Annotated in this window: 28 protein-coding genes, 1 tRNA gene and 1 other annotated feature; of the genes, 4 read left to right on the forward strand and 25 right to left on the reverse strand. The window is 40.1% G+C overall.

All coding sequences use genetic code 11. The annotated features are described in order from the left end of the window. Nucleotides 1-194: 194 nt before the first annotated feature. Both C3945_RS02430 and C3945_RS02435 read right to left on the reverse strand, forming a co-directional pair. The gene (locus C3945_RS02430; protein ID WP_161878092.1) at nucleotides 195-803 is read right to left on the reverse strand and encodes a class I SAM-dependent methyltransferase; all 609 of its coding nucleotides are present in this window, start codon (nucleotides 801-803) and stop codon (nucleotides 195-197) included. Nucleotides 804-961: 158 nt separating this feature from the next. Beyond that, on the reverse strand, nucleotides 962-2,311 hold the full coding sequence (locus C3945_RS02435; RefSeq protein WP_161878093.1) for a uracil-xanthine permease family protein: 1,350 nt from the start codon (nucleotides 2,309-2,311) through the stop codon (nucleotides 962-964). A 360-nt stretch (nucleotides 2,312-2,671) separates the two neighbouring features. Between C3945_RS02435 and C3945_RS02440 the strand changes: the two genes are divergently transcribed. After that, nucleotides 2,672-3,907, forward strand: coding sequence for an MFS transporter (locus C3945_RS02440; RefSeq protein ID WP_161878094.1), 1,236 nt, complete (start codon nucleotides 2,672-2,674; stop codon nucleotides 3,905-3,907). A gap of 105 nt (nucleotides 3,908-4,012) precedes the next feature. On the opposite strand, the gene C3945_RS02445 is transcribed toward C3945_RS02440, so the two are convergent. The 11 genes from C3945_RS02445 to C3945_RS02495 form a co-directional block, all read right to left on the reverse strand. Then, nucleotides 4,013-4,498: an LURP-one-related/scramblase family protein gene (locus tag C3945_RS02445; RefSeq protein ID WP_161878095.1), complete on the reverse strand. Its 486-nt coding sequence runs from the start codon at nucleotides 4,496-4,498 to the stop codon at nucleotides 4,013-4,015. A gap of 16 nt (nucleotides 4,499-4,514) precedes the next feature. Continuing rightward, on the reverse strand, nucleotides 4,515-5,675 hold the full coding sequence (locus C3945_RS02450) for an FtsW/RodA/SpoVE family cell cycle protein (protein WP_161878096.1): 1,161 nt from the start codon (nucleotides 5,673-5,675) through the stop codon (nucleotides 4,515-4,517). A 34-nt stretch (nucleotides 5,676-5,709) separates the two neighbouring features. Further along, entirely contained in the window at nucleotides 5,710-6,903 is a 1,194-nt protein-coding gene (locus C3945_RS02455; protein ID WP_161878097.1) for an FtsW/RodA/SpoVE family cell cycle protein, read from the reverse strand. A gap of 229 nt (nucleotides 6,904-7,132) precedes the next feature. Beyond that, nucleotides 7,133-7,498, reverse strand: a complete 366-nt coding sequence (rplL, locus tag C3945_RS02460; RefSeq protein ID WP_161878098.1) for a 50S ribosomal protein L7/L12 — start codon at nucleotides 7,496-7,498, stop codon at nucleotides 7,133-7,135. Nucleotides 7,499-7,587: 89 nt separating this feature from the next. After that, entirely contained in the window at nucleotides 7,588-8,094 is a 507-nt protein-coding gene (gene rplJ, locus C3945_RS02465; RefSeq protein WP_161878099.1) for a 50S ribosomal protein L10, read from the reverse strand. 36 nt (nucleotides 8,095-8,130) lie between these two features. Continuing rightward, nucleotides 8,131-8,259 (reverse strand) — a sequence feature (ribosomal protein L10 leader region). Between the two features lie 113 nt (nucleotides 8,260-8,372). Next, on the reverse strand, nucleotides 8,373-9,065 hold the full coding sequence (gene rplA, locus C3945_RS02470) for a 50S ribosomal protein L1 (protein ID WP_161878100.1): 693 nt from the start codon (nucleotides 9,063-9,065) through the stop codon (nucleotides 8,373-8,375). A 143-nt stretch (nucleotides 9,066-9,208) separates the two neighbouring features. Next, complete coding sequence (gene rplK / locus C3945_RS02475) at nucleotides 9,209-9,634, reverse strand: 50S ribosomal protein L11 (RefSeq protein WP_161878101.1); 426 nt, start codon at nucleotides 9,632-9,634, stop codon at nucleotides 9,209-9,211. 149 nt (nucleotides 9,635-9,783) lie between these two features. Beyond that, on the reverse strand, nucleotides 9,784-10,338 hold the full coding sequence (gene nusG, locus C3945_RS02480) for a transcription termination/antitermination protein NusG (protein ID WP_161878102.1): 555 nt from the start codon (nucleotides 10,336-10,338) through the stop codon (nucleotides 9,784-9,786). 159 nt (nucleotides 10,339-10,497) lie between these two features. Further along, nucleotides 10,498-10,674 (reverse strand): preprotein translocase subunit SecE, encoded by a 177-nt coding sequence (gene secE / locus C3945_RS02485; RefSeq protein ID WP_161878103.1) that lies wholly within the window; start codon nucleotides 10,672-10,674, stop codon nucleotides 10,498-10,500. A gap of 61 nt (nucleotides 10,675-10,735) precedes the next feature. Then, nucleotides 10,736-10,885 carry a 50S ribosomal protein L33 gene (gene rpmG, locus C3945_RS02490; protein WP_161878104.1) on the reverse strand — a complete coding sequence of 50 codons (150 nt, stop codon included), beginning with the start codon at nucleotides 10,883-10,885 and terminating at the stop codon, nucleotides 10,736-10,738. 87 nt (nucleotides 10,886-10,972) lie between these two features. Beyond that, on the reverse strand, nucleotides 10,973-12,031 hold the full coding sequence (locus C3945_RS02495; protein ID WP_161878105.1) for an FAD:protein FMN transferase: 1,059 nt from the start codon (nucleotides 12,029-12,031) through the stop codon (nucleotides 10,973-10,975). Nucleotides 12,032-12,288: 257 nt separating this feature from the next. Here C3945_RS02495 and C3945_RS02500 point away from each other — a divergent pair, with 257 nt between their 5' ends. Continuing rightward, on the forward strand, nucleotides 12,289-12,870 hold the full coding sequence (locus C3945_RS02500) for a Gx transporter family protein (RefSeq protein WP_161878106.1): 582 nt from the start codon (nucleotides 12,289-12,291) through the stop codon (nucleotides 12,868-12,870). Nucleotides 12,871-13,055: 185 nt separating this feature from the next. Here C3945_RS02500 and C3945_RS02505 read toward each other — a convergent pair whose 3' ends face one another. The 11 genes from C3945_RS02505 to C3945_RS02555 all read right to left on the reverse strand — a co-directional run bounded on the left by C3945_RS02505 (nucleotide 13,056) and on the right by C3945_RS02555 (nucleotide 24,304). Beyond that, nucleotides 13,056-13,721 (reverse strand): sigma-70 family RNA polymerase sigma factor, encoded by a 666-nt coding sequence (locus C3945_RS02505; RefSeq protein ID WP_161878107.1) that lies wholly within the window; start codon nucleotides 13,719-13,721, stop codon nucleotides 13,056-13,058. A 258-nt stretch (nucleotides 13,722-13,979) separates the two neighbouring features. Beyond that, nucleotides 13,980-14,546 (reverse strand): NYN domain-containing protein, encoded by a 567-nt coding sequence (locus tag C3945_RS02510; protein ID WP_161878108.1) that lies wholly within the window; start codon nucleotides 14,544-14,546, stop codon nucleotides 13,980-13,982. 96 nt (nucleotides 14,547-14,642) lie between these two features. Then, a complete protein-coding gene (gene rlmB, locus C3945_RS02515) occupies nucleotides 14,643-15,368 on the reverse strand; it encodes a 23S rRNA (guanosine(2251)-2'-O)-methyltransferase RlmB (protein ID WP_237585449.1) in 726 nt (241 codons plus the stop codon). Between the two features lie 154 nt (nucleotides 15,369-15,522). Continuing rightward, the gene (locus tag C3945_RS02520) at nucleotides 15,523-15,927 is read right to left on the reverse strand and encodes a Mini-ribonuclease 3 (protein WP_161878110.1); all 405 of its coding nucleotides are present in this window, start codon (nucleotides 15,925-15,927) and stop codon (nucleotides 15,523-15,525) included. Beyond that, complete coding sequence (gene cysS / locus C3945_RS02525) at nucleotides 15,924-17,345, reverse strand: cysteine--tRNA ligase (RefSeq protein WP_161878111.1); 1,422 nt, start codon at nucleotides 17,343-17,345, stop codon at nucleotides 15,924-15,926. The genes C3945_RS02520 and cysS overlap by 4 nt, the downstream gene beginning before the upstream one ends. 138 nt (nucleotides 17,346-17,483) lie before the next feature. After that, the gene (gene gltX / locus C3945_RS02530) at nucleotides 17,484-18,956 is read right to left on the reverse strand and encodes a glutamate--tRNA ligase (protein ID WP_161878112.1); all 1,473 of its coding nucleotides are present in this window, start codon (nucleotides 18,954-18,956) and stop codon (nucleotides 17,484-17,486) included. 102 nt (nucleotides 18,957-19,058) lie between these two features. Continuing rightward, nucleotides 19,059-19,775: a 2-C-methyl-D-erythritol 4-phosphate cytidylyltransferase gene (ispD, locus tag C3945_RS02535; RefSeq protein ID WP_161878113.1), complete on the reverse strand. Its 717-nt coding sequence runs from the start codon at nucleotides 19,773-19,775 to the stop codon at nucleotides 19,059-19,061. Then, nucleotides 19,768-20,883, reverse strand: coding sequence for a PIN/TRAM domain-containing protein (locus C3945_RS02540; protein WP_161878114.1), 1,116 nt, complete (start codon nucleotides 20,881-20,883; stop codon nucleotides 19,768-19,770). Before C3945_RS02540 ends, ispD begins: the two co-directional genes overlap by 8 nt. 144 nt (nucleotides 20,884-21,027) lie before the next feature. Then, the gene (radA, locus tag C3945_RS02545; protein WP_161878115.1) at nucleotides 21,028-22,398 is read right to left on the reverse strand and encodes a DNA repair protein RadA; all 1,371 of its coding nucleotides are present in this window, start codon (nucleotides 22,396-22,398) and stop codon (nucleotides 21,028-21,030) included. A gap of 48 nt (nucleotides 22,399-22,446) precedes the next feature. Then, complete coding sequence (locus C3945_RS02550; RefSeq protein ID WP_161878116.1) at nucleotides 22,447-22,947, reverse strand: dUTP diphosphatase; 501 nt, start codon at nucleotides 22,945-22,947, stop codon at nucleotides 22,447-22,449. Nucleotides 22,948-23,191: 244 nt separating this feature from the next. Then, complete coding sequence (locus C3945_RS02555) at nucleotides 23,192-24,304, reverse strand: ABC transporter ATP-binding protein (RefSeq protein WP_161878117.1); 1,113 nt, start codon at nucleotides 24,302-24,304, stop codon at nucleotides 23,192-23,194. Between the two features lie 340 nt (nucleotides 24,305-24,644). On the opposite strand from C3945_RS02555, the gene C3945_RS02560 reads away from it, so the two are divergent. Together C3945_RS02560 and C3945_RS02565 are read left to right on the forward strand one after the other, a co-directional pair. Beyond that, nucleotides 24,645-25,760 (forward strand): NADH-dependent flavin oxidoreductase, encoded by a 1,116-nt coding sequence (locus C3945_RS02560; RefSeq protein WP_161878118.1) that lies wholly within the window; start codon nucleotides 24,645-24,647, stop codon nucleotides 25,758-25,760. Nucleotides 25,761-25,844: 84 nt separating this feature from the next. Beyond that, entirely contained in the window at nucleotides 25,845-26,144 is a 300-nt protein-coding gene (locus C3945_RS02565; RefSeq protein WP_161878119.1) for a HesB/YadR/YfhF family protein, read from the forward strand. Nucleotides 26,145-26,234: 90 nt separating this feature from the next. Here the strand turns inward: C3945_RS02565 and C3945_RS02570 are convergent. Further along, a tRNA-Asn gene (locus tag C3945_RS02570) sits at nucleotides 26,235-26,307 on the reverse strand. Between the last annotated feature and the right edge of the window lie 99 nt (nucleotides 26,308-26,406).

The following is a 26,406-nucleotide window of genomic DNA, read 5'->3' on the forward strand; positions in this document are numbered from 1 at the left end:
TAACATATACGAATCTAGTTCTTCATTAACTCGCTGCTTCAGATTAACTGAGTTAATAAAGAAATCTGTTTATTTGTTAACTCATTGCCTAAGTGGTGGTTGAGTCGCTAAACAAACTCAGACCCGTCTATATTATATCCTTAGTTTAAATAATAAAGCCGTCCCCAAATTACTCTGAGACGGCTTTATTACACTTAATCTGTTTTTATAGATTCTAAGATCCAGTACCCTTTATCTTGAACTAGTCGCTCAGCATTCCCGAAGACAGCTTCCATCTTCTTTTTGGCACTCGGTGCTCCTTGTTTCTTTTGGATAACTATGGTGAGACGCCCACCAATTATTAAATGGTTACAGGCTTTTTCTAAGATTTCATGAACGACTTCTTTGCCTGCACGAATAGGCGGGTTGGAAAAAATCCCTACAAAATCTGTCTTCTCGACAGACTCGTAGATGTTAGATTGATAAATACGGCAGTTTTTTACTCGGTTTATTTTGACATTTTGCTTTGCCAATTCCAACGCTCTTAAGTTTACATCAACCATGTCAACGACTCGACTCTCGTCCTTCGCAGCCAACGCCATGCCCATAGGCCCATAGCCACAACCCACATCCAATAAGTCGCCTGACGGGAAATCAGTGAGATCAACTGTTTCAATTAATAAACGGGACCCATAGTCCACACTTCCTTTTGAAAAGACGCCTGAGTCTGTCATAAATTGAAACAGACGATGATCTAAAGTGGCTTCCCATGTCATGGGATTGCTTTTTGTATTCGGTTTTGCAGTATAGTAATGATCAGACATAAGATGAAACGCTCCTTTGTAATCAGTTCGAGTGTATTATACCATCTTAGACAGCTCAGTGTATTGTTTTTACTCTAGTTTCAAAAGCCTAAACATGATAAAAGCGCCCCTTATCGTTAAGATTCTCGACAAGGAACGCTTTGTTCGGTTTGTATTATTTAACTTTCGGTTACTACTTTTTTATGTTTAGTAGGCTTAATTGTTTTTTCACTTTCGTACACAGCATCATAGGTTGCTTCTTCGCTAGGGATAATCACATTCAAAACAATGCCAACGAGTGCACTTAAGGCAGTTCCTGAAATCGTAAGCACGCCAGAGATATCAATGACTGCTCCCCCAAGACCAATGACTAGCATAGAGCTGGCGATGATTAAGTTTTTCGCTTTGTTGAAATCCACCTGATCCTCAATCATCACTTTTAGTCCATTACTCGCAATGACTCCGTAAAGAAGAATGGACATACCGCCTAAGACAGCAGCTGGAATGGTTGAAATCAAAGCCGTGAATTTACCCATGAAACTCATTAAGATAGCAATCACTGCTGCATTTCTGACGACTGAAACCGAGGCAATTCGTGTCATCCCAATGACCCCTACGTTCTCGCCGTAAGAAGTATTGGCCGGGCCACCGATAAGGGCGGATACAGTTGTAGCCACGCCATCACCAATTAACGTCCGAGTAAGTCCAGGTTCTTTCAAGAAATCCCGTTTAACCATTTTACCTATGACTGAGTGGTCCCCAATGTGCTCAGCTACTGTTACTAAAACAATTGGCAGCAAGGCCCACGTTTCAGGTCCAAAATAAAAGGAGTAGGAGTTAAAGGTGTTCGTTTCAAATGGGAGATAGAGTTCCGGCAGCGCGAACCAATTCGCATCCATGACCGGGCTAAAATCTACTAATCCTAATAAGACAGCTAACAGGTAGCCTCCAATAATCCCTGATAAAAATGGAACGATTTTAAGGAAGCCTTTTGCCTGTGTGTTGACGTAAGCTGTGATTAAGAAGGTGCCCACGGCTACAACAATCACTCGCCAGTTCGAGTCTTCTACTAAACCGGCATTTTGAACAGCATTTGCGGCAAGGCCTAGTCCGATAACCATGATCATTGGACCAATAACGATAGGTGGTAACAGTTTATTTAACCAAGCTGTTCCGGTCAATTTCACTATACTTGCGATGATGACATAAATGAGTCCAACGAGGACAATCCCCGTTTGAGCTGCACTGATATCGCCATCCATTTGTTGAATGGCTACTTGCATTCCGGTGATATAAGCGAATGAGGAGCCTAAATAAATGGGCACTTTTGCTTTCGTTGCGACTTGATAAATGAGTGTTCCTATTCCACTAGCCAGTAAAGCAACTGAAACCGGCATACCTAATAATATAGGAACCAGTATGGTTGCACCAAACATGGCGAAAACGTGTTGAAGACCCAACAATAACCCTTTAAGCGGTGTTGGCTTGTCCTCCACGTCTAAAATAAGAGGTTGTTGATTAATTGCCATAACTTATCCTTCCTTCCACTGTGTGTTTTTAGGCATAAAAAAATGCCCTTTATACATTTAGCATAAGGACCCTTTAGATAAGATGGTTACCCATAGACTGATTCCTTGTCCTGTCCCATCAGAAATAAAGGACATACGAAGTCAGAGCTATCGATAAATGAAATTTTCCCATCCTTTTCTACCTCTCTGGATAGAATTAAAGGAGCTTTGCTTTAGCAAGTTTACCAGTTGCTTTTTCAATATGCAAGCCTTTAAGCTCTATTTCTCTTATTTTTTTAACGTACTGTCTTTGTAAAAAAACAATTAAACGATTATACTTTAATTAACGTTAAGATACTTGGAATAGAGGTTGTTATTTAAATGGACTTAAAAGCAAAAGGGCCAAAACACTGGCTCGTCCTTATCGCTGCGTGTGCGATGTCTGCCAGTTCTTTTGGCATCAGTTTAAACGTCATTGGCGTTTTTTATACTCCTGTAGCAGAAAGCTTAGGCGTTTACCGTGGGACCTTCGCTGTCCATGCCACACTTTCTTCTCTCGCTTTAGCTATCGTGACCTTATACTTCTCACAATTATTAAACCGCTTCGGTTGGAAGCCTCTTTTAACCTTTGGTGTTTTACTAGCTTCTTTGTCTACAGCTGCTATGGCATTCACTACCCAAATGTGGGTATTTTATATTCTTGGAACACTTCGAGGTTTAGGGGCTGGATTATTTGCAGCCGTTCCCGTCTCACTCGTCATCAACAATTGGTTTGAGGAGAAAAAGGGCTTAGCAATGAGTATTGCTTTTGGATCCAGCGGTATTACCGGAGCTATTTTTTCACCAATTTTCACTTCACTCATTGACTCTATTGGTTGGGAATCTACCTTTATCATCATGGGGGCAACCATCTTCCTTATCGCTTTGCCTGCTATACTCATCCCTTACTCTCTTAACCCAAAGGACGACGGCTATTTACCTTACGGATTTAAACAAGTTAAAAACGGGAAAAACCGTCCTGTCATTAAGCAAGTTGATTGGTCTAATTTTTCATTATTCAACTCAGTCTTTATTTTATTAGGGCTTGTCGCTGTTCTTCATACGTCTCTAACAGGTATCAGTCAGCATTTTCCAGGTTTTGCCGAATCAAAACAGCTAACTCCTCATGTTGGTGGATTGATGTTGTCTGCCGTGATGATAGGGAACATTACATTCAAATTACTAATCGGTTTTATCAGTGATTATATCGGAGCAGTCAAATCTACCGTAATCATTATCGGCATAAACGCCGTAAGTATAGTCATGCTTTTGGCTTCCACACAGCCAACCATTGCCATTATCTCTTCCTTTATATTTGGCTCTGTGTTCGCTATCCCATCAGTCTTGCTTCCTTTGCTAACGACTGACTTTTTTGGGAGAGAACGCTACGTTAGGATTTATCCTGTCATTTCCTTTTTTGCAGGTATTGGTGGCGCACTATCCATGTCAGTCGTCGGCTATGTTTATGACTTCACCGGCTCTTATGTCCCAGCATTCATAACTGGACTTGTCTTCCACGGGATTAACGTTCTATTTATTTTAGTTGCCAGCAAACAGTCTCAGAAAGAGCGACTGTGACATATTAGCCGTCAAGTCATTTCCAAATGAGTTGGACGTGACTTCTTACATTCATCTAATTAAACAAAAAAGGAATCCCTTAATTTTTCAGGGATTCCTTTTAATTTACGATGCGCCCTTTTGAGATTGAGCTAACACACAGTCGATGACGATAACGACTCCTAAAAGTATCGTGAACGCTTCATCATCGTAAATAGTAATGTCATATGAGTCGCCCCATGAAAACCACTTTTTAGTAACATCTGCAACGACTCTTGACTGGTCTTTAATCACATAATCATGAGCCATGACGGAACCTTCAACTATCCAGTTTTGCCCAGTAATTTGATAGTTGTTTTTGAAAAAGGCGAAATCCTTCTTTATTGTCGCCACTAATTCGTTTTGACTATATAAATCGAACTCGGGCAATAAACGCCATAGTTTTTGTTCAATATAGAGGATTTCTTGATGATGGTGATCATACACTCTCAGTTTCTTCCCCAGTGTAAGGAACTCTCCTTCGACGAAATAGGCATCGTTGCCCATGTCATCTTTGACGGTAAAGCGGTCTTTCAATGACAACACTTGCTGCTTGATGACGAACCGTTTCATGCTGATGCAGCTCCTTTTATAGCTTTTTTTTATCCTTCTCGTAATTCACTCGTACAGATACATTCGCTACTAATCCTAAAGCACCCGAAGAAACAATTAAACTCGTTCCACCGTAACTAATAAAAGGGAAAGTCACACCTGTTATAGGCATTAACCCAATAACACCGCCTATGTTGATTAAGCTTTGCATTAAAAATAAGGACGCCATACCCACACACAAAATAGAATCAAAGGGTTTATTTGATCGTATTGATGTCAAAAACATACGTGAAACAAGCAGTCCAAAAGCTGATAACAGCAAGAATATTCCTAACAGACCAAACTCTTCACCGACAATCGAAATAATAAAGTCTGTATATGGAAAGGGTAGATACCCTATCTTCTGCACACTATTTCCGAACCCGACCCCAAATAACCCACCACGACTTAAAGCATAGTAAGAGTGAACGAGTTGCATGCCTGCTCCTTCTGCCAAAGCAAAGGGATCCCAAAAGCCTAAGAAACGGTTATATCGGTATTCATTTAAGAAGAACAACCGGGTCCCAAAGTGCCTAATTAATTGAGACATGCCCGCTATCAGTCCGACCCCACTCAAGCCAGTCCATACACCTAATTTAGGAGAGACACCACTGGAAAATATGATAATAGTCGTTAGCAGAACAATCATAAAAGACGTCCCTGTATCTGGCTGAATATAAATAATTAACACCATAAAGCCAACCAATATCACAGGTGCAACGAGTGCTTTAAAATAACCTTCAGCAATCTTTTGTTGCTTCTTCGATAAAATATATGCTAAATACCAAATGACCATAACCTTCGCTAATTCAGCAGGTTGAATATTGAAAAATGGTGTTTCAATCCATCCCCTGGCCCCGTTTATTTCACGGCCAAAAAAGAGCACGAAGATTAAAGATATCACCGTCAACACCATGCCTAATTGCACCATGCGTTTCTTCTTCAACAATTTAATTGGAACAAACAAACCTGTTAAAAACACCCCATAACTTAACAGTACAAAAACGACTTGTCTAGGTAGGTAGTGGTGTGGATTACCATAGTCATGCAAGGCACTGTAACTGCTAGCACTATATACCATCGCTATACTGAAAAGCGTTAAAGCAAGGTAAGGAAAAACGATTAATTTATCTACATATTTTATTCGATCTCGCAACATATCCTTAATCCTTTCTGACTCAATCCAGGATTATTTATGATCCTGGATGAAATTCCTCCCCTTCTCCTGAGAAGAAGTAGGATTTGTGATGGTAACGCATGGACATAATAAGCCCAATCCCCATCATGTTCCCAAGCAGAGATGATCCCCCTTGCGACACAAACGGTAAAGGGATGCCGGTTATTGGAAGAAGACCAATATTCATACCGATATTTTCAAATACGTGAAAAACAATCATCATAATGACACCTGTTGCAATATAAGCATAGAACTCATTTTTAGTATCGTAAACCACTTTAATCATTTGATACACTAAAACAAAATAGATGAAGATTAAAAAGGCGCCACCAGCAAAGCCAAAGTTTTCACCAATCGTAGCGAAAATCATATCCGATTCACGAACCGGTACATAGACATCGCTCACGCCAAAACCTTTTCCGAATACGCCACCCGTCCCAATTGCTTTTAAGGTTTGGGTAATTTGGTAGTTTGCATCACTCCTCCCACTATGCGGAAATAACCATGTGTCGATACGAGCAAACTGATAGGGTGCGAATAACCCTGTCTGATACAATAGATCCCGCCGAAAGACAACTAGGAGAATCAACGTTGCTCCAATTATTGTAATTACTAAAAATATGGGAAGCAAGATTTGCCACTTCACACCAGAAAGCAAGATAACGCCTACTGCTATAGCAATATAAACGAGTGCAGTTCCCAAGTCATTTTGCATGAAAACAAGTACTAACGGAACAATAGAAACCAAGGCTAACTTTCCAAGAAGCAAAAAGTCATTTTGGTAGTCTCGTTGCCGGTAGTAGCTGTTGTGTTTCGTCACTACTTTTGCCAACATAAGTATTAAGGAAATCTTACCAAACTCTGATGGTTGAATGGTCCCCAGTGGCCCCAATCTGATCCAGCTTTTCCCACCTGTTCGGGCAGCTAGCGGTCGATCATAAAACAAGAGTGTCATGATTAGTAAGATAATACCTAAGACGTATAAATAAGATGTCATTTTCCATAATTGTTCAGAATCAAACTGCATCACAATCAACACAGCTAGCGCCCCTAATCCGTACCACATCACTTGGCGAACAGTCATTCCAACCCCGCCATCTTGAATTAAAACAGTTGTCGAGTAGATTGAGACAATACTAATGATAGCCAACAGCATAACAGATAATATGACGCCATAGTCTATTCGCTGAGGGTATTTTTCATTGTTCATTTATCTTTGTCCTTTCACATTTAACTCATACCTGGTAAGTTTAGTCATTTCTTTATTCAAGAACACATTTTATCAGATATTTAGTGCCATATATACACTATTTCAAAAAAAGTCATAAATTAGTAAAAGAGATTGATTTCAGTAGGTCTTCATCTAAGTATATAAAAAGAACCCACCGTCGAAAAGAAGTCTTTTCAACAATGGGCCCTTTAAAAAGTGATTCATCTGATTACTTAACTTCTACAGATGCTCCAGCTTCTTCTAATTTAGCTTTCAATTCTTCTGCTTCTTCTTTAGAAACATTTTCTTTAACTGCTGATGGTGCACCATCAACTAGCGCTTTAGCTTCTTTAAGTCCAAGACCTGTAGCTTCACGTACAGCTTTGATAACTTTAATTTTAGCAGATCCTGCGTCTGTTAATTCAACAGTAAATTCAGTTTGCTCTTCTTCAGCTGCTGCTGCTCCACCTGCTGCTGCAACTGGTGCTGCTGCTGTAACGCCAAATTCTTCTTCAATAGCTTTTACTAAGTCGTTTAATTCAACAACTGTAGACTCTTTAATGTCAGCAATAATTTGCTCAATGTTCAATGCCATTTTTGTTTTCCTCCATTTAATTGTAAGTTTGGTCATGACTCAGCATGCCGTTTTGTAATATACATATGAATCGATCAGAATCGGTTGCTTTACGCAGCTTCTTCTTCTTTTTGAGTTGCCACTGCTTTGACTGCCAACGCTGTGTTTCTGATTGGTGCTTGTAGAACAGATAACAGCATAGATAGTAAGCCTTCGCGGCTTGGTAGTGTTGCGATTTGGTTGATTTCTTCAACGCTCGCTACTTTACCTTCTAGTACGCCACCTTTAATTTCAAGGTTTGTTGCTGTTTTCGCAAATTCCGCCATAATTTTAGCAGGTGCAACAACTTCTTCGTTACTGAATGCTACAGCTGTAGGGCCTTTGAAAATATCTTCCATGCCTTCCAATCCAGCAGCTTCAGCAGCACGACGCAACATCGTATTTTTCAATACGCGCATTTCAATGCCGGCATCACGTAATTGCTTACGCAATTCTGTTACTTCGCCAACTGTTAAACCGCGGTAATCCACTACGATAACTGCTTGAGCGTCTTGGAACTTTTTAGTAATGTCATTGACTAAATCTTCTTTTCTTGCAAGGACACTTGCTTTGCTCATTGATGTTTCACCTCCCGATCGTTTGAACTAAGGCTTTTTTACAATAAAAAAACCCCATGTCGCCGTAGACATAGAGGGATTGTGGTTTTAAATGATCACATAAGTCCTCGGTATGATATTAAGGCCAGAGCCACATACTGTCTTCGGTTTATTGTGCGACGACTGTTTCAGGTAAATCTGTAACAACCTATCGCTTAGTTTATTTAATTAAGTTATTACCTTAACCTGACTTAGTATAGCAAGATACGTTAGTCAGGTCAAGGCTTATCATAACTTTTTTAGTTTACAGTTGAATTATCAACTTTAACGCCAGGACCAAATGTGCTTGCAACAGCCATGTTTTTAATGTAAGTTCCTTTAGAACTTGCAGGTTTAGCTTTTACAATAACATCGTGTAAGGCAGCCAAGTTTTCTTGTAACTTTTCAGTTTCAAATGATACTTTACCAATTGGAACGTGAATGTTTGACTGACGGTCAACACGGTAAGTGACTTGACCAGCTTTGATGTCGTTAACTGCTTTAGCAACGTTAGGCGTTACTGTACCAGTTTTAGGGTTAGGCATTAAACCTTTAGGTCCTAATACGCGTCCTAATTTACCAACTTCAGCCATCATGTCTGGAGCTGCAACGACAACGTCAAAGTCCAACCATCCGCCTTGTACTTTTTCAACTAAATCAGAATCACCAACGAAGTCTGCTCCTGCTTCTTGTGCAGCTTTAGCAGCGTCTCCTTTAGCAAATACGATAACAGTTTGAGTTTTACCAGTACCGTGTGGCAATACCATTGCTCCACGGATCTGTTGGTCTGCTTGTTTAGGGTCTACACCTAGACGGTAAGCTACTTCAATCGTAGCGTCAAATCCAGCATAGTCAATTTCTTTAACTAAGTTCAATGCTTCAACAGCATCGTAACGTTTTTCTCTATCTACTCTTTCAAGAGCAGCTAAGAATTTTTTGCTTTTCTTCGCCATTATATTTCCTCCTTATTGTGGTATTAACGGTTTAACCTCCCACTTGATCTCCGCAATTGAATAAGTAAATGAGCTTTCTTATTCATAAAAGAGAATGGCTTCTCTTTTTGGTTGCGGAGGCAGCAAGCATGGAGACAGACTCATTATCCTTCGACAGTGAATCCCATGCTTCGAGCTGTGCCTTCAACCATGCGCATAGCTGATTCGACATCAGCAGCGTTTAGGTCTTCCATTTTAGTTTCAGCGATTTCTCTCACTTGAGCGCTAGTTACTTTCGCAACTTTTTTAGTGTTAGGCTCGCCAGAACCAGATTCTACGCCAGCTGCTTTTTTAAGCAATACTGCTGCAGGTGGTGTTTTAGTGATAAATGTAAATGAACGGTCTTCGTAAACTGAGATAACAACAGGGATAATCATTCCTGCTTGATCTGCTGTACGAGCGTTGAATTCTTTACAGAATCCCATAATATTAACCTGAGCTTGTCCTAGTGCAGGTCCTACTGGGGGTGCCGGGTTTGCTTTCCCTGCTGGGATTTGCAATTTCACGACGTTAACTACTTTCTTTGCCACGAGACATACCTCCTTGATTTTTGTCCGTGAGTGGTTAAATGAGGATGTAAATTTCCTCTCCCACTTCTAAACGCATGCGAAAAACGCGTAAAGCCTTCTAAGCATACCTAAATAGTTTACCACTCACTTAAGGGTTTCGCAACCCTTTTTTAGTTATTCACTTTAGCTATTTGGTTATAGTCCAGTTCAGCTGTTGTTTCTCTTCCAAACATTTCAACCGTCGCTTTGATTTTTCCTTTTTCCTTTTCAAGCTCAGAGACGATTCCTTCCATTCCTTCAAAGGCTCCTCCAACGATCATGATGCGTTCCCCAACAGTCACATTCATATCGACCTTACGCGGGTTAATGCCCATGCTACGTAGGATTTGATCCACTTCTTCAGGAAGTAACGGAGACGGCTTGCTACCTGCTCCATGAGAGCCGACGAATCCGGTCACCCCTGGGGTATTACGCACAATATACCACGCTTCATCTGACATAATCATTTCCACAAGGACGTATCCAGGGAATACTTTGCTCATGGTTGTTTTTGATTTGCCGTCTTTTTCTTCTACTGTCTCTTCTTCTGGAATTAATACCTGGAGGATATTATCTTCCATGCCCATGCTACTTGCACGTGACTCTAAGTTTTGTTTCACTTTATTTTCGTAGCCGGAATACGTATGAAGAACATACCAGGCTTTTGCACTTTCTAACTCTTTCATTATAAGCTCCTTTTATCGTTGTCTTGCCTTCGCTTTTGACCATTCTTTTTTCGTAATAAAAAAACCTTCCTCGCTAATGCGACAGAGAAGGTTTTCCGTTCGTTCTTGTGTTGTATTATAACACGCCTATTTTTCAAATGCTAATTGTTTTTCGCTTTGTCAAAATAAGTTCAATACTACTTGAATAACTGAATCTGATGCCCAAAAGAAGACTCCGAAGAAGGCCATAACTCCAAATACGGTCAATGTATTCTTTTTCATTGATTTTCTATCTGGCCATGTTGTTTCTTTTAACTCATGTTTCACTTCACCAAAAAACGTTTTAACTTTACTCATATCCCAAACTCCTTTCTTTCGGCATTCTTTATCAGCTTTACTTGTTTAATGATCACTCAATTTATTTTGTCTCTCTATGAAGCGTATGTGTCTTACAGTAACGGCAATACTTTTTTACTTCAAGGCGTTCTGTTCGGATTTTAGCTCCTACTTCTTTGGAGTAGTTTCTAGAACCACATTCTGTACACGCCAATGCCAGTTTCTTTTTCATCTATTTCCCTCGCTTTTACCTGTCAAGCTTCAAAAAGCTTATCATCTCGTTAACTTTACCACCTGAGTAGATGGCTGTCAAACGGCTTTAGTCTATTTTTTTAAAGTCATCATCATTTATTTGAACGGCATCTCTAATACCTTCCGAAGCGAGTATCTCGTAATCCCTCGTGACAAAGATAACTTCCGCTCCTTCGAGTGTATCAAAGTAAGCTAAGCCCTCTTCGACTCCTAAGGCGAAGGCCACACTTGACAAAGCATCTGCGGTGAGAGCGTCATCTGCAATCACACTTAACCCTGCGATGTTATTGTCAAAAGGGAAGCCTGTTTCAGGATCGATTAAATGGTGGTACTCCTCGCCGTCTTGTTCAACCACACGCTCATAAATACCAGACGTAACAATGGCGTCGTCCGATACAGGAACAAGTCCGATGATTTCGCCTCTTTCACCATAAGGGTTTTGAATCCCTACATTCCAAGGTTCATCGTCACCGCGGGTACTATTCCCGACAACGACAATGTCACCACCCAAGTCTACAATCGCTGTGTTGACGCCTTCTTCAATAAGAATTCGAGCAGCTTCGTCTGTGATATACCCTTTTGCAATTGCTCCTAAATCCAACATCATACCTTCTTTTGGCAGGTAGACGGTTTGGTCTTCTTCATTTAATTCGACTAAGCGGTAATCGACTACTTCAAGTGCAGCATCCAATTCCTCTTGATTCGGAACAGCAGCTTCCGGCTGACCGATTTTCCAAAGGTCAGTTACAGCACCAATTGTTGGGTCAAAGCCTCCATCTGACTCTTCAGCGTAATAAAGAGCAGTCTCCATGACTAAAAAGACTTCCTCACTTACTTCAACTGGGGCAATTCCAGCCTGACGATTAATTTCTGATATTTCTGAATCCGGGTTTTGCATAGCAAAGCGGCGGTCTAAGTCTGCAATATGTTCAAACGCTTTATCCATTGCCTCTTCTTTTCCTTCATTGTATACACGGATATTCGCAACGGTTCCTAGTAAAAATTCAGTTCGTTCATAAGGCTCATCTGCCAAGTCTCTTGGATCCTCTTCTTGACAAGCTGATAATACGACAGCCACTAAAGTCAACATGATTAATGGCAGCAAGCTTTTCTTTCTAGTACTCATCAAACATTATCCTTCCTATACATTTTCTCTGTACATATTACAGGAAAAGTGGTATTCTGTCTATGTTTTCACAAGATAAGTCATATAATCACCATACATTATTGACAGTGGATTGAACGCCGCTTTTGTGCGACAATAGCAGGTGACGAACTACTCAGAGCATTCGTTTTTTGTTGGCTTAAACGCCTGATTATGTTTTAGCGAATAAATAAGACTGCACACACATTCAAATGCGTGAATAGAAAAGAAGGATAAAGATGAATCGGACTCAAAAAATGATCTATATTTCCCTGCTTTCAGCACAAGCCGTTATTTTAGGCTTAATTGAGCGAAGTATTCCGTTTCCTTTCGCTTTTGCTCCGGGAGCAAAATTAGGAATCGCTAACTTAATTGTTATCGTCGCTATTTATACGTTGCCTCTAAAAGACAGCTTTAAAGTGGTCTGGATGAGGCTTTTAATGACCACTCTTTTAGGTGGAACTCTATCAACTTTTTTATATAGTACAGCAGGTGCTTTGTTTAGTTATGCCGGTATGCTTTTCGTTAAGTTTTTTGGCGGTAAACATGTCAGTATTATTGGTATCAGTGCTACTGGCGGAATTTTGCATAATTTAGGTCAACTCTTTGTTGCCAGTGCCATTGCTCAAACGTGGACGGTATTACTTTATTTGCCAGTACTCTCTTCTATGGGCATTTTATCCGGAATTGCTATTGGGATAGCTGCCAATTATTTAATGGATCACGTTTCGACCATTCAACGGTTTAGAGAAGATCAAGAAAAAACGCCTCGCAAAAGTCGATGGCTGAGACGAGAATCAGTTAACTCCCCATACAAGTAAGTCAAATTAAAACGACCAAACAGTGTCAACAGGACGTGTTTGGTCGTTTTTTATACCCACTTCATTACGTTTTCCTTTCTGCCTACATAAACCCATGCAGCTGGGTACCTCTTTGCGCGAACGATTAAATAAAACTATTTCAGTGAATACCCTTTGTTATAAACGCTTGCTCTCTTTAAATTCGATTAATAAAAGAACTTTTTAAACTTGTCTGTGCATCGTTGCTTGCCACTTTTCACTTGAGCTTTACTGCAATTTAGTAATTGAGCAATGGTTTCTGTCGTATAGCCTTTAGCAAAATAAAAACAAATATCTCTTTCAAAGTCAGATAAAAATAGAATATAATCCTGAAATGTCTCTTTGATGATCGGAACGTCGTCGGTATGAAGGGGCTCGTATATACCTTCAAGTTGATAGCCATTTTCTTCCATCATGTCTTCCAGCGACAAGGTATCTAGAATGGGTTTCCGCTTCATTGTATTGTGGTGGCGGATTAACTTTTGAAAATGATTGGCTAAGCACAAGCTAGTATATTGATGAAAACTCATCCCTTTGTCATAGTCAAATGTATGTATTGCTTTGTGCAGAACCATGCAAGCTTCTTGATACAAATCATCTTTATCGTAGCCAGTTATGTAATGCTTAAAGGCCGCCTTTTTTAATAATGGGTCGCACCGATCAAATAAAAAGGGAAAGAGATCTTTATTACCCAATCTTATCTCAATGGCCAATTCATCAGCGATCGGATCAATAATCGGTTTATAAACTTTCTCTCTTTCAAATGGGTCAACATTATAGTTGACTGTATCTCTTCTTTCTAAAGGATCTTGTTCATTTTCGTCTATTTTCATCCTTTCTCTCCTTCTGTTTAATGATTTTGTCATTACCAGAACAGTTCATTTATAAAATGTAGATGAGCAGCATTCTCTGAAAGCGTTTCACCTATTATATACGGGAACACTACTCTTTGTCATCAACTATATTAGTTTGTGAGAGTAATCTCATATTCAATTCAGATTTATACAGCTTGATCTCGTTTTATCAAAAAAACGACTCCAATTAGTAAATAATTGTGAGTCGCTAAAGTAGCTTGCTAGTGAAATCTTTCATTACTTTTTCTTTTTCGGCTTTTCTTTGACTGCTTTCACTGCTTTTGGCTTAGACATATCTTCTATTAAGCTGTTGAAGTAGTCTTGATACTTATCACTGAAAGGGGAGTTCCGCTTGTATTGATTCATTCTGTACACCGTTGCATCAATCGCTATGTTTTTCTTGGTCCGTTTGATGTCTTTATAGAGTTCATTTGCTGATTTACGGCTTGCTCCTTTTTGGAAAATCATCCACTGTTCTGCCAAATCAGAAGTTGCGACCATGACGTGCGTCAAAATAAGGTTTTCTTCTCCAACCGAACGCTCGATGTAACTATCCGCTGTTTCTCCTTCACTAGTGAAAATAACGGTCACGTCAAACTTATCGTAGCGGTGTTGCACACCTGGTACTAATTGCGCATCGAATACAAGAACGACTTCAATGCCTTCGTATTTAGAATAGTTGCTTAATTCGTGTAGCAAATAGTCACGAGCATCAGCCATCTTATCCATATTTTTTAACTTCACTAAATCAGGCCAAGACCCTATCATATTGTAGCCATCTACATAAAGCTTTTCCTTTTTCACGGAACTCCCTCCTTTCAATTTAATTGTCTGCTGAGTCTGTGCTTCACTCTTGAATAGACATTATAATTAAACTGATCCCTATTACTACGTTTTTTTCTATAAAGGATGGCGTTTGCGGTAAACTTCATACATCAATAAAGCTGTAGCAACGCCGGCATTCAAGCTTTGGACGTCTCCAACCATTGGGATCGATAAGGTTTCGTCTACTTTCTCTTTCACCAGCCTGGATATGCCTTTTCCTTCATTACCGATAACTAATCCTACAGGTGCAGATACGTCCCAATGACGATAGTCTTTCCCTTTCATATCAGTACCAAAAATCCATAGACCGCGCTCTTTGAGCTCATCAATCGTTTGCGATAAATTCGTTACTCTAGCAACCATCACATGTTCAATCGCTCCGGCAGATGCTTTCGCTACCGTTGACGTTAACCCGACCGCGCGACGCTTTGGAATAATTACCCCATGAACGCCACTCGCATCAGCCGTTCTCAAAATGGAACCCAAGTTATGCGGGTCTTCAATGCCATCGAGCAAGATAAAGAATGGCTCTTCATTCTTCTCTTTAGCTTTTTCAAATAACTCATCAATGGATGCATAATTTACTGGACTTGTCGCTAAAACCAGTCCTTGGTGATTCCCTCCGTCAGACAGAGTATCTAGTTTTGTTTTAGGAACGAAGGATAGTTGAACCTTCCGTTTCTTCGCTTCATCCAATATGTCAGCAATTTTGTTGCCTGATAATCCATCTTGAACAAAAAGCTTATTGACATCTCTGTCTGATTTCAATGTCTCAAGAATGGGGTTTCTTCCAATCACCATCTCTTCAGAAGAAGCGTCATCATGTTCTTCCTTGGCAACAGAATCTTGTCTGTCTCTTTTTGGTCGATCGTTTCGTTTATTAGTGCCGCGTTTATGCGGTTGGTTCGGTTTTTTTGGCATAATTTATACTCCTTAGACTCTTTTAACGTGTTGGCTACTGGTTGCGTTTTTCAATTTCATCAATGCACCAGCGGATCACTTCTTCTAATCGGTCCTTTTGTTTGGTGACATATAAATAGCCCAGTAGCGCTTCAAAACCTGTAGATTGGCTGTATGTTTTTGAGTCGGCATGTTTAGCTTTCGTGTGACTCTTAGCATTGCGTCCACGCTTGTAATAAGTGATTTCGTCATCGGTTAACTGATTCTCTTCGACTAACTTGTCAACTAAATAAGCTTGCGCTTTTGCCGAGACATAGAGAGTAGCTGTCTGATGCAAGACATTTGGTTTAGTCTGACCTTTCATTAGTAAATGGTTGCGTATGGCTAATTCATAAGCGGCATCACCGATATAAGCTAGGGCCAGACCGTTTAGCAAATGTAAATTCGTGCCTTCACTCATCCATTAGACCCTCTTCTCCAACGAATGCCTTGTGGTGTATCTTCTAAAATAATAGACATGTCTCGTAATTGATCACGAATAGCATCGGCACGTTCAAAATCCTTATCTGCTCTTGCCTGATCTCTTTCCGCAATTAATTGATCTATTTCTTCATCTAATAAATCTGTTTCTTTTTTTAATTCGATGCCAAACACAGCCATAAATTCTTCTAGCATAACCAACGCTTGAGTTAGCTCTTCTTTAGAAACTGTCTCTTCTTCAATATAGCGATTGATGAAACGGACGAGGTCATACACAACGGTTATGCCATTTTGTGCTTGAACATCATCATCCATCTGTTTAACGAAATCCTCTTCAAAAGCGTCTAATTGGTTAGTCACTGATTGGACTGTTGCTAATGAGTCAGCCGTTACATTTTCTAAGCGGTACATAGCATTGTAATAAGCTGTTTCAATACGGTTCAAGTTCGTTTTAGCTTCTTCCAATGCTACTTCAGAGTAGTTTATTGGGCGTCGGTAATGGGCAGTCGACATGAAAAAGCGCAGGACTCTTGGGTCATATAGTTGACGTAAGTCTTTGACTAAGACCACGTTCCCGATGGATTTACTCATTTTTTCGTCATTCATCGTGACAAAACCATTGTGCAGCCAATAGTTAGCAAATGGCTTTCCTGTCTTGGCTTCTGTTTGGGCAATCTCATTTTCATGATGGGGGAAGGTTAAATCGTGGCCTCCCGCATGAATATCAATCGTATCTCCTAAATATTTAGTCGCCATAACAGAACATTCAATATGCCAACCCGGCCTACCTTGTCCCCAAGGCGATTCCCAGTTTATTTCATCTTCTTTAGCAGCTTTCCATAAAGCGAAATCCAGCGGGTCTTCCTTTTTATCTGTCGAGTCCTCCCCTATACGGTTAGACGCACCAAGTTCTAGTTCATCTAAAGAAATGCCACTTAATTTACCATACCCATCAAATTTACGGGTTCGGTAATAGACATCTCCTGCAGATTCGTATGCAAAGCCTCGTTTAATTAATTCCTCAATGAAGGCAATAATTTCAGGAATATTTTCCATGACTCGCGGCGAGTGATCAGGCTTTTGCACATCCAACGCTTCAGTATCTTCATAAAAAGCCTCAATAAAAGTCTCCGCTACTTCTGGAGCTGTTTTACCCAGTTCTTTAGCAGCACGAATAATCTTATCATCTACATCTGTAAAGTTGGATACATAATGAACATCATACCCTCGGTAAGTAAAATACCGACGGATCGTATCAAACGCAACTGTACTGCGGGCATTCCCAATATGAATATAGTTATACACCGTCGGGCCGCACACATACATGTTTATTTTCCCTTCTTCTAAAGGCTCAAAGGGCTCTTTCTTGCGAGATAGCGTATTGTACAGGTGGATCATATAATCAAGCTCCTTTTATATGCAGTCATCCATAGCCATTGGGCGATTATACTTCTCTCAATGGAAAAGCCACACAACGGAAGGTCAGAATGATTCCGGTTGTATGGCTAGACTGCCTTCATGCTTTTTTAGATTCGCTTATTTAATTAAGTCTTTTGCTTTTGACAGGTTACTCAATGCACGTTCTTTGCCGAGTAACTCGATTGCATCATTCAGTTGCGGGCCATGTTGTTGGCCTGTCACAGCTACTCGAATCGGCATAAAGAGATTTTTTCCTTTTACACCTGTTTCTTTTTGAACTGCCTTAACTGCTTTTTGAATGTCACTTGCTTCAAAAGGTTCAACTGCTTGAAGGTGCTGTTCAAAAGCATCCAATACAGTTGGGACTGTTTCACCTTGAAGGACTTCTTTAGCAGAATCAGACCATTCCAAGCTGTCTTCAAAGAATAATTTGCCCAGATGTGTAATCTCAGCTGCATAACTCATCTGATCTTGATATAGTTTAATTAATTTCTTAACCCATTCACTCTTTTCAGGTGTCGGATTCGCATCAATGTAACCAGCTTGTACCAAATGAGGAACGGCTTTTAACGTCAACTCATCCAAATCCATTTGTTTCATGTACTGGTTACTGATCCATTCCAATTTCTTGGCATCAAAAGCTGCTGGTGATGTCCCCAAACGATGGTAGTCAAACATATCAATAAACTCTTGTTTAGAAAAGATTTCATCTTCTCCTACTGGTGACCACCCAAGTAATGTAATGAAGTTGAACAAAGCTTCTGGTTGATAGCCTAGTTCTCTGTATTGTTCAATAAACTGCAGAATCGTTTCATCACGTTTACTTAATTTTTTGCCCGTTTCACTGTTAATAATCAAAGTCATGTGCCCAAATTGAGGGTGTTTCCAGCCAAACGCCTCATACACCATCATTTGTTTAGGTGTATTGGCAATATGGTCATCTCCTCTAAGAACATGGGTGATTTCCATATAATGATCATCGACAGAAACAGCGAAGTTATAGGTTGGGAAGCCGTCTCTTTTACGAATGACCCAGTCTCCCCCAACAGAATCTGCTTCAAAGGTAATGCTGCCTTTGACCATGTCTTCAAAGGTATACGTTGCACCTTTAGTGACACGCAAACGAATAACTGGTTCAATACCTTGTTCTTCTTTTTCTCTTTGTTCGGCTGCTGATAAATGAGCACAACGACCGCTGTAGTGAGGCATTTCGCCACGAGCACGTTGAGCCTCACGTTCAGCTTCTAACTCTTCTGATGTACAGTAACATTTATAAGCACGATTACTGGCCATGAGTTGGTCTATTAGAGGGTCGTAAATATCCTTTCGCTCAGATTGACGGTAAGGACCATACGCTCCTCCGATATCTGCACTTTCATCCCAGTCAATGCCAAGCCAGCTTAAATTCTCTAGCTGACTCTTCTCTCCTGTTTCGACGTGTCTCTTTCTGTCAGTGTCTTCTATACGAATAATAAAATCGCCACCATGATGGCGGGCAAATAAATAGTTAAATAAGGCTGTACGTGCGTTTCCGATGTGTAAATTTCCTGTTGGACTAGGCGCATAACGTACGCGTACTTTTTCTGGCATAAAGTTAATTCTCCTTTTTTACTTTTACAGTAGTTTAAACTTACCACGTCTTAGCTCTTTCTGCCACCAGAAAGCGATAGTCTTGACCATCTCTTTCCAGTTTTAGCCTTCCTGTTTATCTTGTTGCTCTGTTAAAAAACAAGCCATATGATAATCAAAAGAGGTCGTGATTTTTATATTTTCTTCCATTCCTAAAACAACACTAACTGGCTCACCTATTCGTTCAACTAGCTCCCCTTCTTCGTTTCCATAAAACTCATCTTCCACTGCTTTAGACATCGCATGTTTAAGAAGGTTGGTATTAAATAATTGTGGGGTTTGTATTCGCCAAACATACGGGCGATAAAGGGATTGTGCCACTTTTCCTTCTTTGACCAGTTTCACCGAATCCTTGGAAGGTATCCCGAGTGTGACAGCCTGATAATGGGTCATTTCGTCTAGGAGCTCATCGATTAAGCCTCTTGTGACAAATGGTCGGGCTGCATCATGAATCATGATAACTTCAGTCGTTTCGCTCTTTATGTGTTCAAGAGCCATAGCCACACTGTCTTGCCTCTCTTTTCCACCCTTAATCCAAACTATTTTTTCAGGTATCCCTTTATACAGGTGATCAATTTGTGTCTTAATCTGTTCTTTCTCTTTATCCTTATGAACAAACCATATTTTTTTGCATCGCTCATCTTTTAGAAATAAGCTTAATGAACAGTTAAAAACAGGTTGCTGATTTAACATCATCAGTATTTTATTTTGTTCACTACCCTCTTTGAAACGAGTTGATGAACCAGCTGCCAACAAAATCGTTTCATAAGAATCAGCCATTATGTGCCTCCTGATTATCTAAGGACCGCTGACTTTGAGCTAGTTTGGCAAAAATCATTCGGCCAGCATTTGTCTGTAAGGAACTGGTGACCACCACATCGACTGTTTCATTAATGTGATACTTACCTTCTTCCACAACGACCATTGTCCCGTCTTCTAAATATGCAACACCCTGTGCTCTTTCTGTACCGTTTTTAACAATCATGACTCGCATTTCTTCGCCTGGAATAACGACCGGTTTAACAGCGTTAGCCAATTGATTGATATTTAAAACAGGTACATTTTGAAATTCCGCAACTTTGTTCAAATTGAAATCGTTCGTTACAATCATGCCGTCCATGTTCTTTGTTAACTGGACTAGTTTCAAATCCACTTCTTCTGCTTCTGGTAATTCGGTATCATCAATAATGAGGGTAACGCCTTTTTCTTTTTGCAAGGCATTTAATATGTCTAGCCCTCTTCGTCCACGCACGCGTTTTAGACTATCCGATGAATCCGCAATATACTGTAGTTCTTTCAACACATAATGAGAAACTACAAGTACACCTTCTAAAAAACCCGTTTGAGACACATCTAAAATTCTGCCATCAATAATGGTACTCGTATCGAGAATCTTATACTTACGGAAAATATCGCCCTCTTTACGTTCAAGGACATCATCGTTTTCGTTTCTGACTGTTTTAGGAAGAAACAAACGTCTAATTTCTTCCCGTCTGGCCGTTCCTAGCTGAAAACCAAAATAAGCAAATCCGACCATCAAAATCAGGGGAACAACATCGCTAATGATTATCAAATCCAGAGCAAATAATGCCAAATTAATAATTAATGAAATAATAAGTCCAACAATCGCTCCAATGCTTCCGAATATGATATAAGCCATGCTCAGTTCGCTAAACATGTGTTCCAATTTCTTGACGCTTCTTTCTAATGGTCCAATTGCCTGTAAGGCAATAATGTAAAATACAGCTGCCCCTAAGACTAGGCCGCTGATAGGGTGCATTAACCAGTTAGGCATCCATTCCCAATTACTTAGCAGTTCAGGAATTAAGTTGTATCCTAGACTTCCTCCGACTAATAGAAAAGTCAGATAGATCAATTTTGTTACCATCCTATCCCTCCTCTTCCTAATTGATATTTATTCTTTTAGTATAACATTAACCTTTAAAAAGTCAGACTATTGTCCATTTCACGCCTATTGACTATAGATGCCGGTCCTGCTTTTTATCAAAACTGGCTTATAGCAGTGTTCCTTTTATTGAAAGGCTCGTTTAATGGCTTCTGAAATGGTTGCACAACCGACTATATCAACACCCTCTGGGAATTTCCAGCCGTCCATATTGTTTTTCGGAACAAAGACTCGCTTGAAACCTAATTTAGCAGCTTCATTTACTCTTTGATCAATTCTTGATACGCGTCTAATTTCACCTGTTAATCCTATTTCACCAATAAAACAATCCGTTGGTCGTGTTTCTTTGTCTTTGTAACTAGAAGCAATGCTTATAGCTATAGACAAGTCAATCGCCGGCTCATCTAACTTGACTCCACCCGCTGCTTTTAGATAAGCATCTTGGTTTTGAAGTAAGAGACCCGCTCGTTTTTCGAGAACAGCCATAATTAAGGATACCCGGTTATAATCCAGTCCACTGGCCGTCCGTTTAGCATTGCCAAAAACAGTCGGTGAAATAAGTGACTGAATTTCAACAAGTATGGGACGAGTGCCTTCCATCGCCGCAACCACAGATGAACCGGTTGCCCCTGCAAGACGTTCTTCTAAAAAGAGCTGAGACGGATTTAACACTTCTACCAGACCACCGTTTCTCATTTCAAAAATACCAATCTCATTGGTTGAACCGAATCGATTCTTAACTGCTCTGAGTATTCTAAAGGTGTGGTGGCGCTCACCCTCAAAATAAAGAACCGTATCTACCATGTGTTCTAGCATTCGTGGCCCAGCTATAGCCCCTTCTTTAGTGACGTGACCAACAATGAAAATAGCAATATTATTCATCTTGGCAATCTGCATTAATGTCGCTGTGGACTCTCTGACTTGGGACACACTTCCTGAAGCACTATCAATGGCCGCATGGTGCATCGTTTGAATTGAGTCAATCACCACATAATCTGGTTTGATTTGTTCAATGGTGTTTTGTATAGCAGTCAATTCCGTCTCAGCATAGAGGTAAAAATCAACCCCTCTTAACTCTAGCCGTTCTGCACGCATTTTTATTTGTGAGGCACTTTCTTCACCCGAGACATAAAGGACTCGGCCGCCTCCTTGATTCAACTGTGCTGAAACTTGCAACAAGAGAGTCGATTTTCCGATACCAGGATCCCCACCAATAAGAACCAATGACCCAGGAACCACTCCTCCACCTAATACTCTGTTAAATTCTTCTAGTTTAATTTTGACTCGTTCTTCTGTTTCGATAGAGATATCCGTAATCGGTTGAGCTTTTGAAGCTTTACCTGTCATGGATACTCTGCTTCGACTATCTGTTTTGTCGGGTAGTTTCTCTTCGACCATTTGATTCCAACTGCCACAGTTAGGGCATTTTCCTAAATACTTAGGCGACTCATAGCCACAACTTTGACAGACAAATACCGATGCTTTCTTTTTCGCCAATACGTGAACGCCTCTTTCTTTAATCGTTTGTTCATTTATTCTAATATCTTACCTTCCAGAAGATCCAAATCCACCTATACGTGTTTCAAACGCTTCTTCTTCTTCATCTACTATTGCATAAGGAGTGAAAATACCTTGAGCAATCCGTTCGCCTTTTTTTACTAGGACATCTTCCATACCGTAGTTAATAAGTTGAACAAAAATTTCGCCTTCGTTTCCTTCGTTGCCGTAATAATCTGCATCAATGACTCCAATGCCGTTTGGAATAGCCAACTGCTTTTTCATTGGATTGCTTGATCGATTAGCTAGTAGCAAAAACTCATTACCTGGCATATAAGCTTTAATACCTGTTGGAACCAGAGTTGATCTCATAGGATTGTTTTCTGTATGTTCGGATGGACTAGCCATAGCTTTGAACACGGAAGGAATAACTACATCAACTGCTGCGGATAAATCATACCCAGCTGAACCTTTCGTTGCCCGTTGTGGCAACGATATACTATTATTTTCATAAGTTGAAACCACTTCAAAACCTCTAATTTTTTCCATATCAAATGAACCGTTTCATGGGTGGTGCCTTTAAGAAACAGTTTTCTAGTCCCCTTTCCTTGCGTTACTGTAATACTTCTATTTTACACTAAATAGCGGTGAACTTAAACGTCTACCGTCATAAACTTCTGCCTTTCGGTTAATAACTTTCGGGTTTTTAAAACAAGAAAAAACCTCTCTGAATATACTACTGTATACCAGAGAGGAAAAAAGGGGGCTATTTTAATTTGACTAACCTTATCTCTTATAAAGCGCGGATAACATTAGTTGTTTCAGGGTCGAAGAAGTGTGATTTACCCATATCAAAGGCTAAATCAATTTCAGCACCTGGGCTATGGAAGTCACGTGCATCCACACGAGAGATAAACTCTAAATCTCCAACTTGAGTATAAAGCATTGTTTCTGCACCAAGTAATTCAGATACAGTAACAGTTGAACGAACAATTGAACCAGGAGAAGCATCCAGTGCAACTTGTTCACTCTTAATGTCTTCTGGACGTATACCAAAGACAAGTTTAGAACCGTCTTTATAGCCATTTTCTTTAAGAATGTTTAGTCTGCCTTGAGGCACTTCAACAGTTAATCCATTGCCATTTGTAATTTTGCTACCTTCAAGTGTCACATCGAAGAAGTTCATAGCAGGAGATCCGATAAATCCACCTACGAAAATGTTTACTGGAGTATCATAAACTTCTTTTGGCGTACCAATCTGTTGAACGAATCCATCTTTAAGGATAACGATACGGTCAGCCATTGTCATCGCTTCAGTTTGGTCATGTGTTACATAGATTGAAGTTGTATTTAAACGACGGTGTAATTTAGCAATCTCAGCACGCATCGCTACACGAAGTTTCGCATCTAAGTTAGATAAAGGCTCATCCATCAAGAACACTTTTGCATCACGAACGATAGCACGACCCAAGGCTACACGCTGACGTTGTCCACCAGATAAAGCAGCTGGCTTACGGTCTAAGTAGTCAGTTAGTCCTAAGATACTTGCAGCATTGTCTACACGTTCTTTGATTTCTGCTTTTTTATATTTACGCAATTTCAATCCGAATGCCATGTTGTCAAAAACAGTCATGTGTGGATATAAAGCGTAGTTTTGGAATACCATGGCGATGTCGCGGTCTTTAGGAGCCACGTCATTCATCATTGTATCGCCAATCCATAGTTCGCCGTCTGTAATTTCTTCTAATCCAGCGATCATACGTAGTGTAGTGGATTTACCACAACCTGAAGGTCCTACGAATACGATAAACTCTCGGTCTTTAATGCGCATATCGAAATCTGATACCGCAAACTCATCTGAATTGTCATAACGCTTGTAAATACTTTTTAATGCTATTTCTACCATTATAATTTCTCCTTCTTCATTTGAATTATTGATTTTAAGCATCGGCCTAAATCAATTCGTTGGTCTACTTGACACTTCTTATTCTAGTGTAAACGCTTTTCGATAGCTATGGAAACGTGACCAAAAAAGAGGCGAGAAAATTGTGCACGTTTACCAAAAGAGTTAATTAAACAAAAAAAGGCCTTTATAAGTTAATCTTTTGTTTTTCCTTGAATTGACTTCCCTCTTCAATAGCCATAGAATGAAATAAGCGGTAGGCTATGTTTTCATCGCTTTACCTATATGATACTATTACGGCATACGTATTGAATACGTGATTTGACTTAATGGAGAGGACAGTATGACATACACTTTTTTAGAGCCTTATACATTCACAAACGGTCTGACATTGAGAAACAAAATTTTAATGGCACCGATGACAACAAGTTCCAGTAGCCCTGAGGGCGATGTGACTGAGGATGAGCTTATCTATTACATTGTCCGTTCCAGTGGCCCAGGAGCTATTATTACTGCCTGCGCCTACATCTCATCAGAAGGGCAAGCTTTTTTAAATGGCATGAGCGTAGCAAAAGACTCTCATGTTGAGGGCTTATCTAAGTTAGCAAGCATTATAAAATTACAAGGGTCTAAGGCTATTCTTCAAATCTACCACGGTGGCCGGATGAGTCGAAGACAATTTAATGGTAGTCGCCAACCCGTCGCCCCCTCTTCTATACGCGCCGAAAGAAAGTGGACGGAAACACCAAAAGAACTGACAGACGGTGGGATCACTATTTTAATCTCGCAATTCGCTTCTGCAGTCAAACGAGCGATTGATGCAGGATTTGATGGAGTTGAATTGCATGGTGGCAACACGTATTTACTCCAACAGTTCGTTTCCCCCCACTCTAATCAACGAGAAGATAAGTGGGGAGGCAGTCTTGAAAATCGCCTGCGTTTCCCTTTAGAAGTGATTAAAGCCTGCCAAGAGGTGATTAAACAAAACGCGGACCGACCTTTTTTACTGGGCTACCGCTTTTCACCGGAAGAAGTCGAAACCCCTGGCATACGCTTAACTGATACCTACGCACTGATAGATATTCTGGTTAAACAGCACATTGATTACCTTCATTTATCTGTGAATTATTATTACCAACCATCAATCGTTGGGTTTAGAGATTATAAATACCAAATTCCTCAACTAATTGGCGATTACATTAACAATAGAGTTCCGCTCATTAGCGTTGGTTCAATCAAACAGCCCGAGGATGCTGAAAATGCATTGTCTCATTCCCAGTTAGTTTCGCTCGGAAGACAGCTCATTATTGATCCGAAATGGGTTCAAAAAGTTGAAGCTGGAGATATTAGAGAAATCGAGACAGCTTTACATTTGTCAAAAAAACATCAATACAATGTTCCAGAACCACTATGGATAGCCATCACTGCATCTCGAACATGGTTTCCTATTAAGCCTTGAATCGTCAAACTGACTCCCTATCTCTTTTGAGAGATTCATGCTAAAGTATATGAAGAGGAATAGAAATAGAGAGGATAATCACTCATGAACATTACACTAACAGATAAAGCTATTAACTGGTTTGAAACAGAAATGGGTCTTGAAAAAGGAAACGGGGTTCGTTTCTTCGGAAAGACATATGGTAAGACTGAAGTTCACGAAGGATTTTCTGTGGGAATTAGCGTTGAAGAACCTGACGATAATGTGATTGGTAAAGCAGAAATTAATGGTATTACGTACTTTGCTGCTTCACAAGATGACTGGTTTTATAACGGATATGATTTAGAAATTGACTTTGATGAGAATAGAGAAGAACCGATTTATCACTTCCACGAACAAAATTAGTTTCAGCTAAAAGACCCGAGTTTATCCATTCTTGAACGGATAAACTCGGGTCTTCTTTTTCTTTAGATATTAAATGAAGGTACAAAAAAACTCCGCAAGCAGGGCTCGAACCTGCGACAACACGATTAACAGTCGTGCGCTCTACCAACTGAGCTATTGCGGAATAAGGTTTTTTATAAAAAAAAAGAGCTGCACGGCAACGTCCTGCTTTCACAAGGGGAAACCCCTCACTATCCTCGGCGCTGGGAAGCTTAACGGCTGT

The organism is Alkalibacterium sp. MB6 (genome assembly GCF_009935905.1).
GTDB lineage: Bacteria > Bacillota > Bacilli > Lactobacillales > Carnobacteriaceae_A > Alkalibacterium.

What these genes read in the sequence shown, in the direction of transcription:
- C3945_RS02430 (WP_161878092.1), bottom strand. Translation starts at nt 803, where the DNA reads ATGTCTGATCATTACTATACTGCAAAACCGAATACAAAAAGCAATCCC.
- C3945_RS02435 (WP_161878093.1), bottom strand. Translation starts at nt 2,311, where the DNA reads ATGGCAATTAATCAACAACCTCTTATTTTAGACGTGGAGGACAAGCCA.
- C3945_RS02440 (WP_161878094.1), top strand. Translation starts at nt 2,672, where the DNA reads ATGGACTTAAAAGCAAAAGGGCCAAAACACTGGCTCGTCCTTATCGCT.
- C3945_RS02445 (WP_161878095.1), bottom strand. Translation starts at nt 4,498, where the DNA reads ATGAAACGGTTCGTCATCAAGCAGCAAGTGTTGTCATTGAAAGACCGC.
- C3945_RS02450 (WP_161878096.1), bottom strand. Translation starts at nt 5,675, where the DNA reads ATGTTGCGAGATCGAATAAAATATGTAGATAAATTAATCGTTTTTCCT.
- C3945_RS02455 (WP_161878097.1), bottom strand. Translation starts at nt 6,903, where the DNA reads ATGAACAATGAAAAATACCCTCAGCGAATAGACTATGGCGTCATATTA.
- rplL (WP_161878098.1), bottom strand. Translation starts at nt 7,498, where the DNA reads ATGGCATTGAACATTGAGCAAATTATTGCTGACATTAAAGAGTCTACA.
- rplJ (WP_161878099.1), bottom strand. Translation starts at nt 8,094, where the DNA reads ATGAGCAAAGCAAGTGTCCTTGCAAGAAAAGAAGATTTAGTCAATGAC.
- rplA (WP_161878100.1), bottom strand. Translation starts at nt 9,065, where the DNA reads ATGGCGAAGAAAAGCAAAAAATTCTTAGCTGCTCTTGAAAGAGTAGAT.
- nusG (WP_161878102.1), bottom strand. Translation starts at nt 10,338, where the DNA reads ATGAAAGAGTTAGAAAGTGCAAAAGCCTGGTATGTTCTTCATACGTAT.
- secE (WP_161878103.1), bottom strand. Translation starts at nt 10,674, where the DNA reads ATGAGTAAAGTTAAAACGTTTTTTGGTGAAGTGAAACATGAGTTAAAA.
- rpmG (WP_161878104.1), bottom strand. Translation starts at nt 10,885, where the DNA reads ATGAAAAAGAAACTGGCATTGGCGTGTACAGAATGTGGTTCTAGAAAC.
- C3945_RS02495 (WP_161878105.1), bottom strand. Translation starts at nt 12,031, where the DNA reads ATGAGTACTAGAAAGAAAAGCTTGCTGCCATTAATCATGTTGACTTTA.
- C3945_RS02500 (WP_161878106.1), top strand. Translation starts at nt 12,289, where the DNA reads ATGAATCGGACTCAAAAAATGATCTATATTTCCCTGCTTTCAGCACAA.
- C3945_RS02505 (WP_161878107.1), bottom strand. Translation starts at nt 13,721, where the DNA reads ATGAAAATAGACGAAAATGAACAAGATCCTTTAGAAAGAAGAGATACA.
- rlmB (WP_237585449.1), bottom strand. Translation starts at nt 15,368, where the DNA reads ATGGTGATTGGAAGAAACCCCATTCTTGAGACATTGAAATCAGACAGA.
- C3945_RS02520 (WP_161878110.1), bottom strand. Translation starts at nt 15,927, where the DNA reads ATGAGTGAAGGCACGAATTTACATTTGCTAAACGGTCTGGCCCTAGCT.
- cysS (WP_161878111.1), bottom strand. Translation starts at nt 17,345, where the DNA reads ATGATCCACCTGTACAATACGCTATCTCGCAAGAAAGAGCCCTTTGAG.
- gltX (WP_161878112.1), bottom strand. Translation starts at nt 18,956, where the DNA reads ATGCCAGAAAAAGTACGCGTACGTTATGCGCCTAGTCCAACAGGAAAT.
- ispD (WP_161878113.1), bottom strand. Translation starts at nt 19,775, where the DNA reads ATGGCTGATTCTTATGAAACGATTTTGTTGGCAGCTGGTTCATCAACT.
- C3945_RS02540 (WP_161878114.1), bottom strand. Translation starts at nt 20,883, where the DNA reads ATGGTAACAAAATTGATCTATCTGACTTTTCTATTAGTCGGAGGAAGT.
- C3945_RS02550 (WP_161878116.1), bottom strand. Translation starts at nt 22,947, where the DNA reads ATGGAAAAAATTAGAGGTTTTGAAGTGGTTTCAACTTATGAAAATAAT.
- C3945_RS02555 (WP_161878117.1), bottom strand. Translation starts at nt 24,304, where the DNA reads ATGGTAGAAATAGCATTAAAAAGTATTTACAAGCGTTATGACAATTCA.
- C3945_RS02560 (WP_161878118.1), top strand. Translation starts at nt 24,645, where the DNA reads ATGACATACACTTTTTTAGAGCCTTATACATTCACAAACGGTCTGACA.
- C3945_RS02565 (WP_161878119.1), top strand. Translation starts at nt 25,845, where the DNA reads ATGAACATTACACTAACAGATAAAGCTATTAACTGGTTTGAAACAGAA.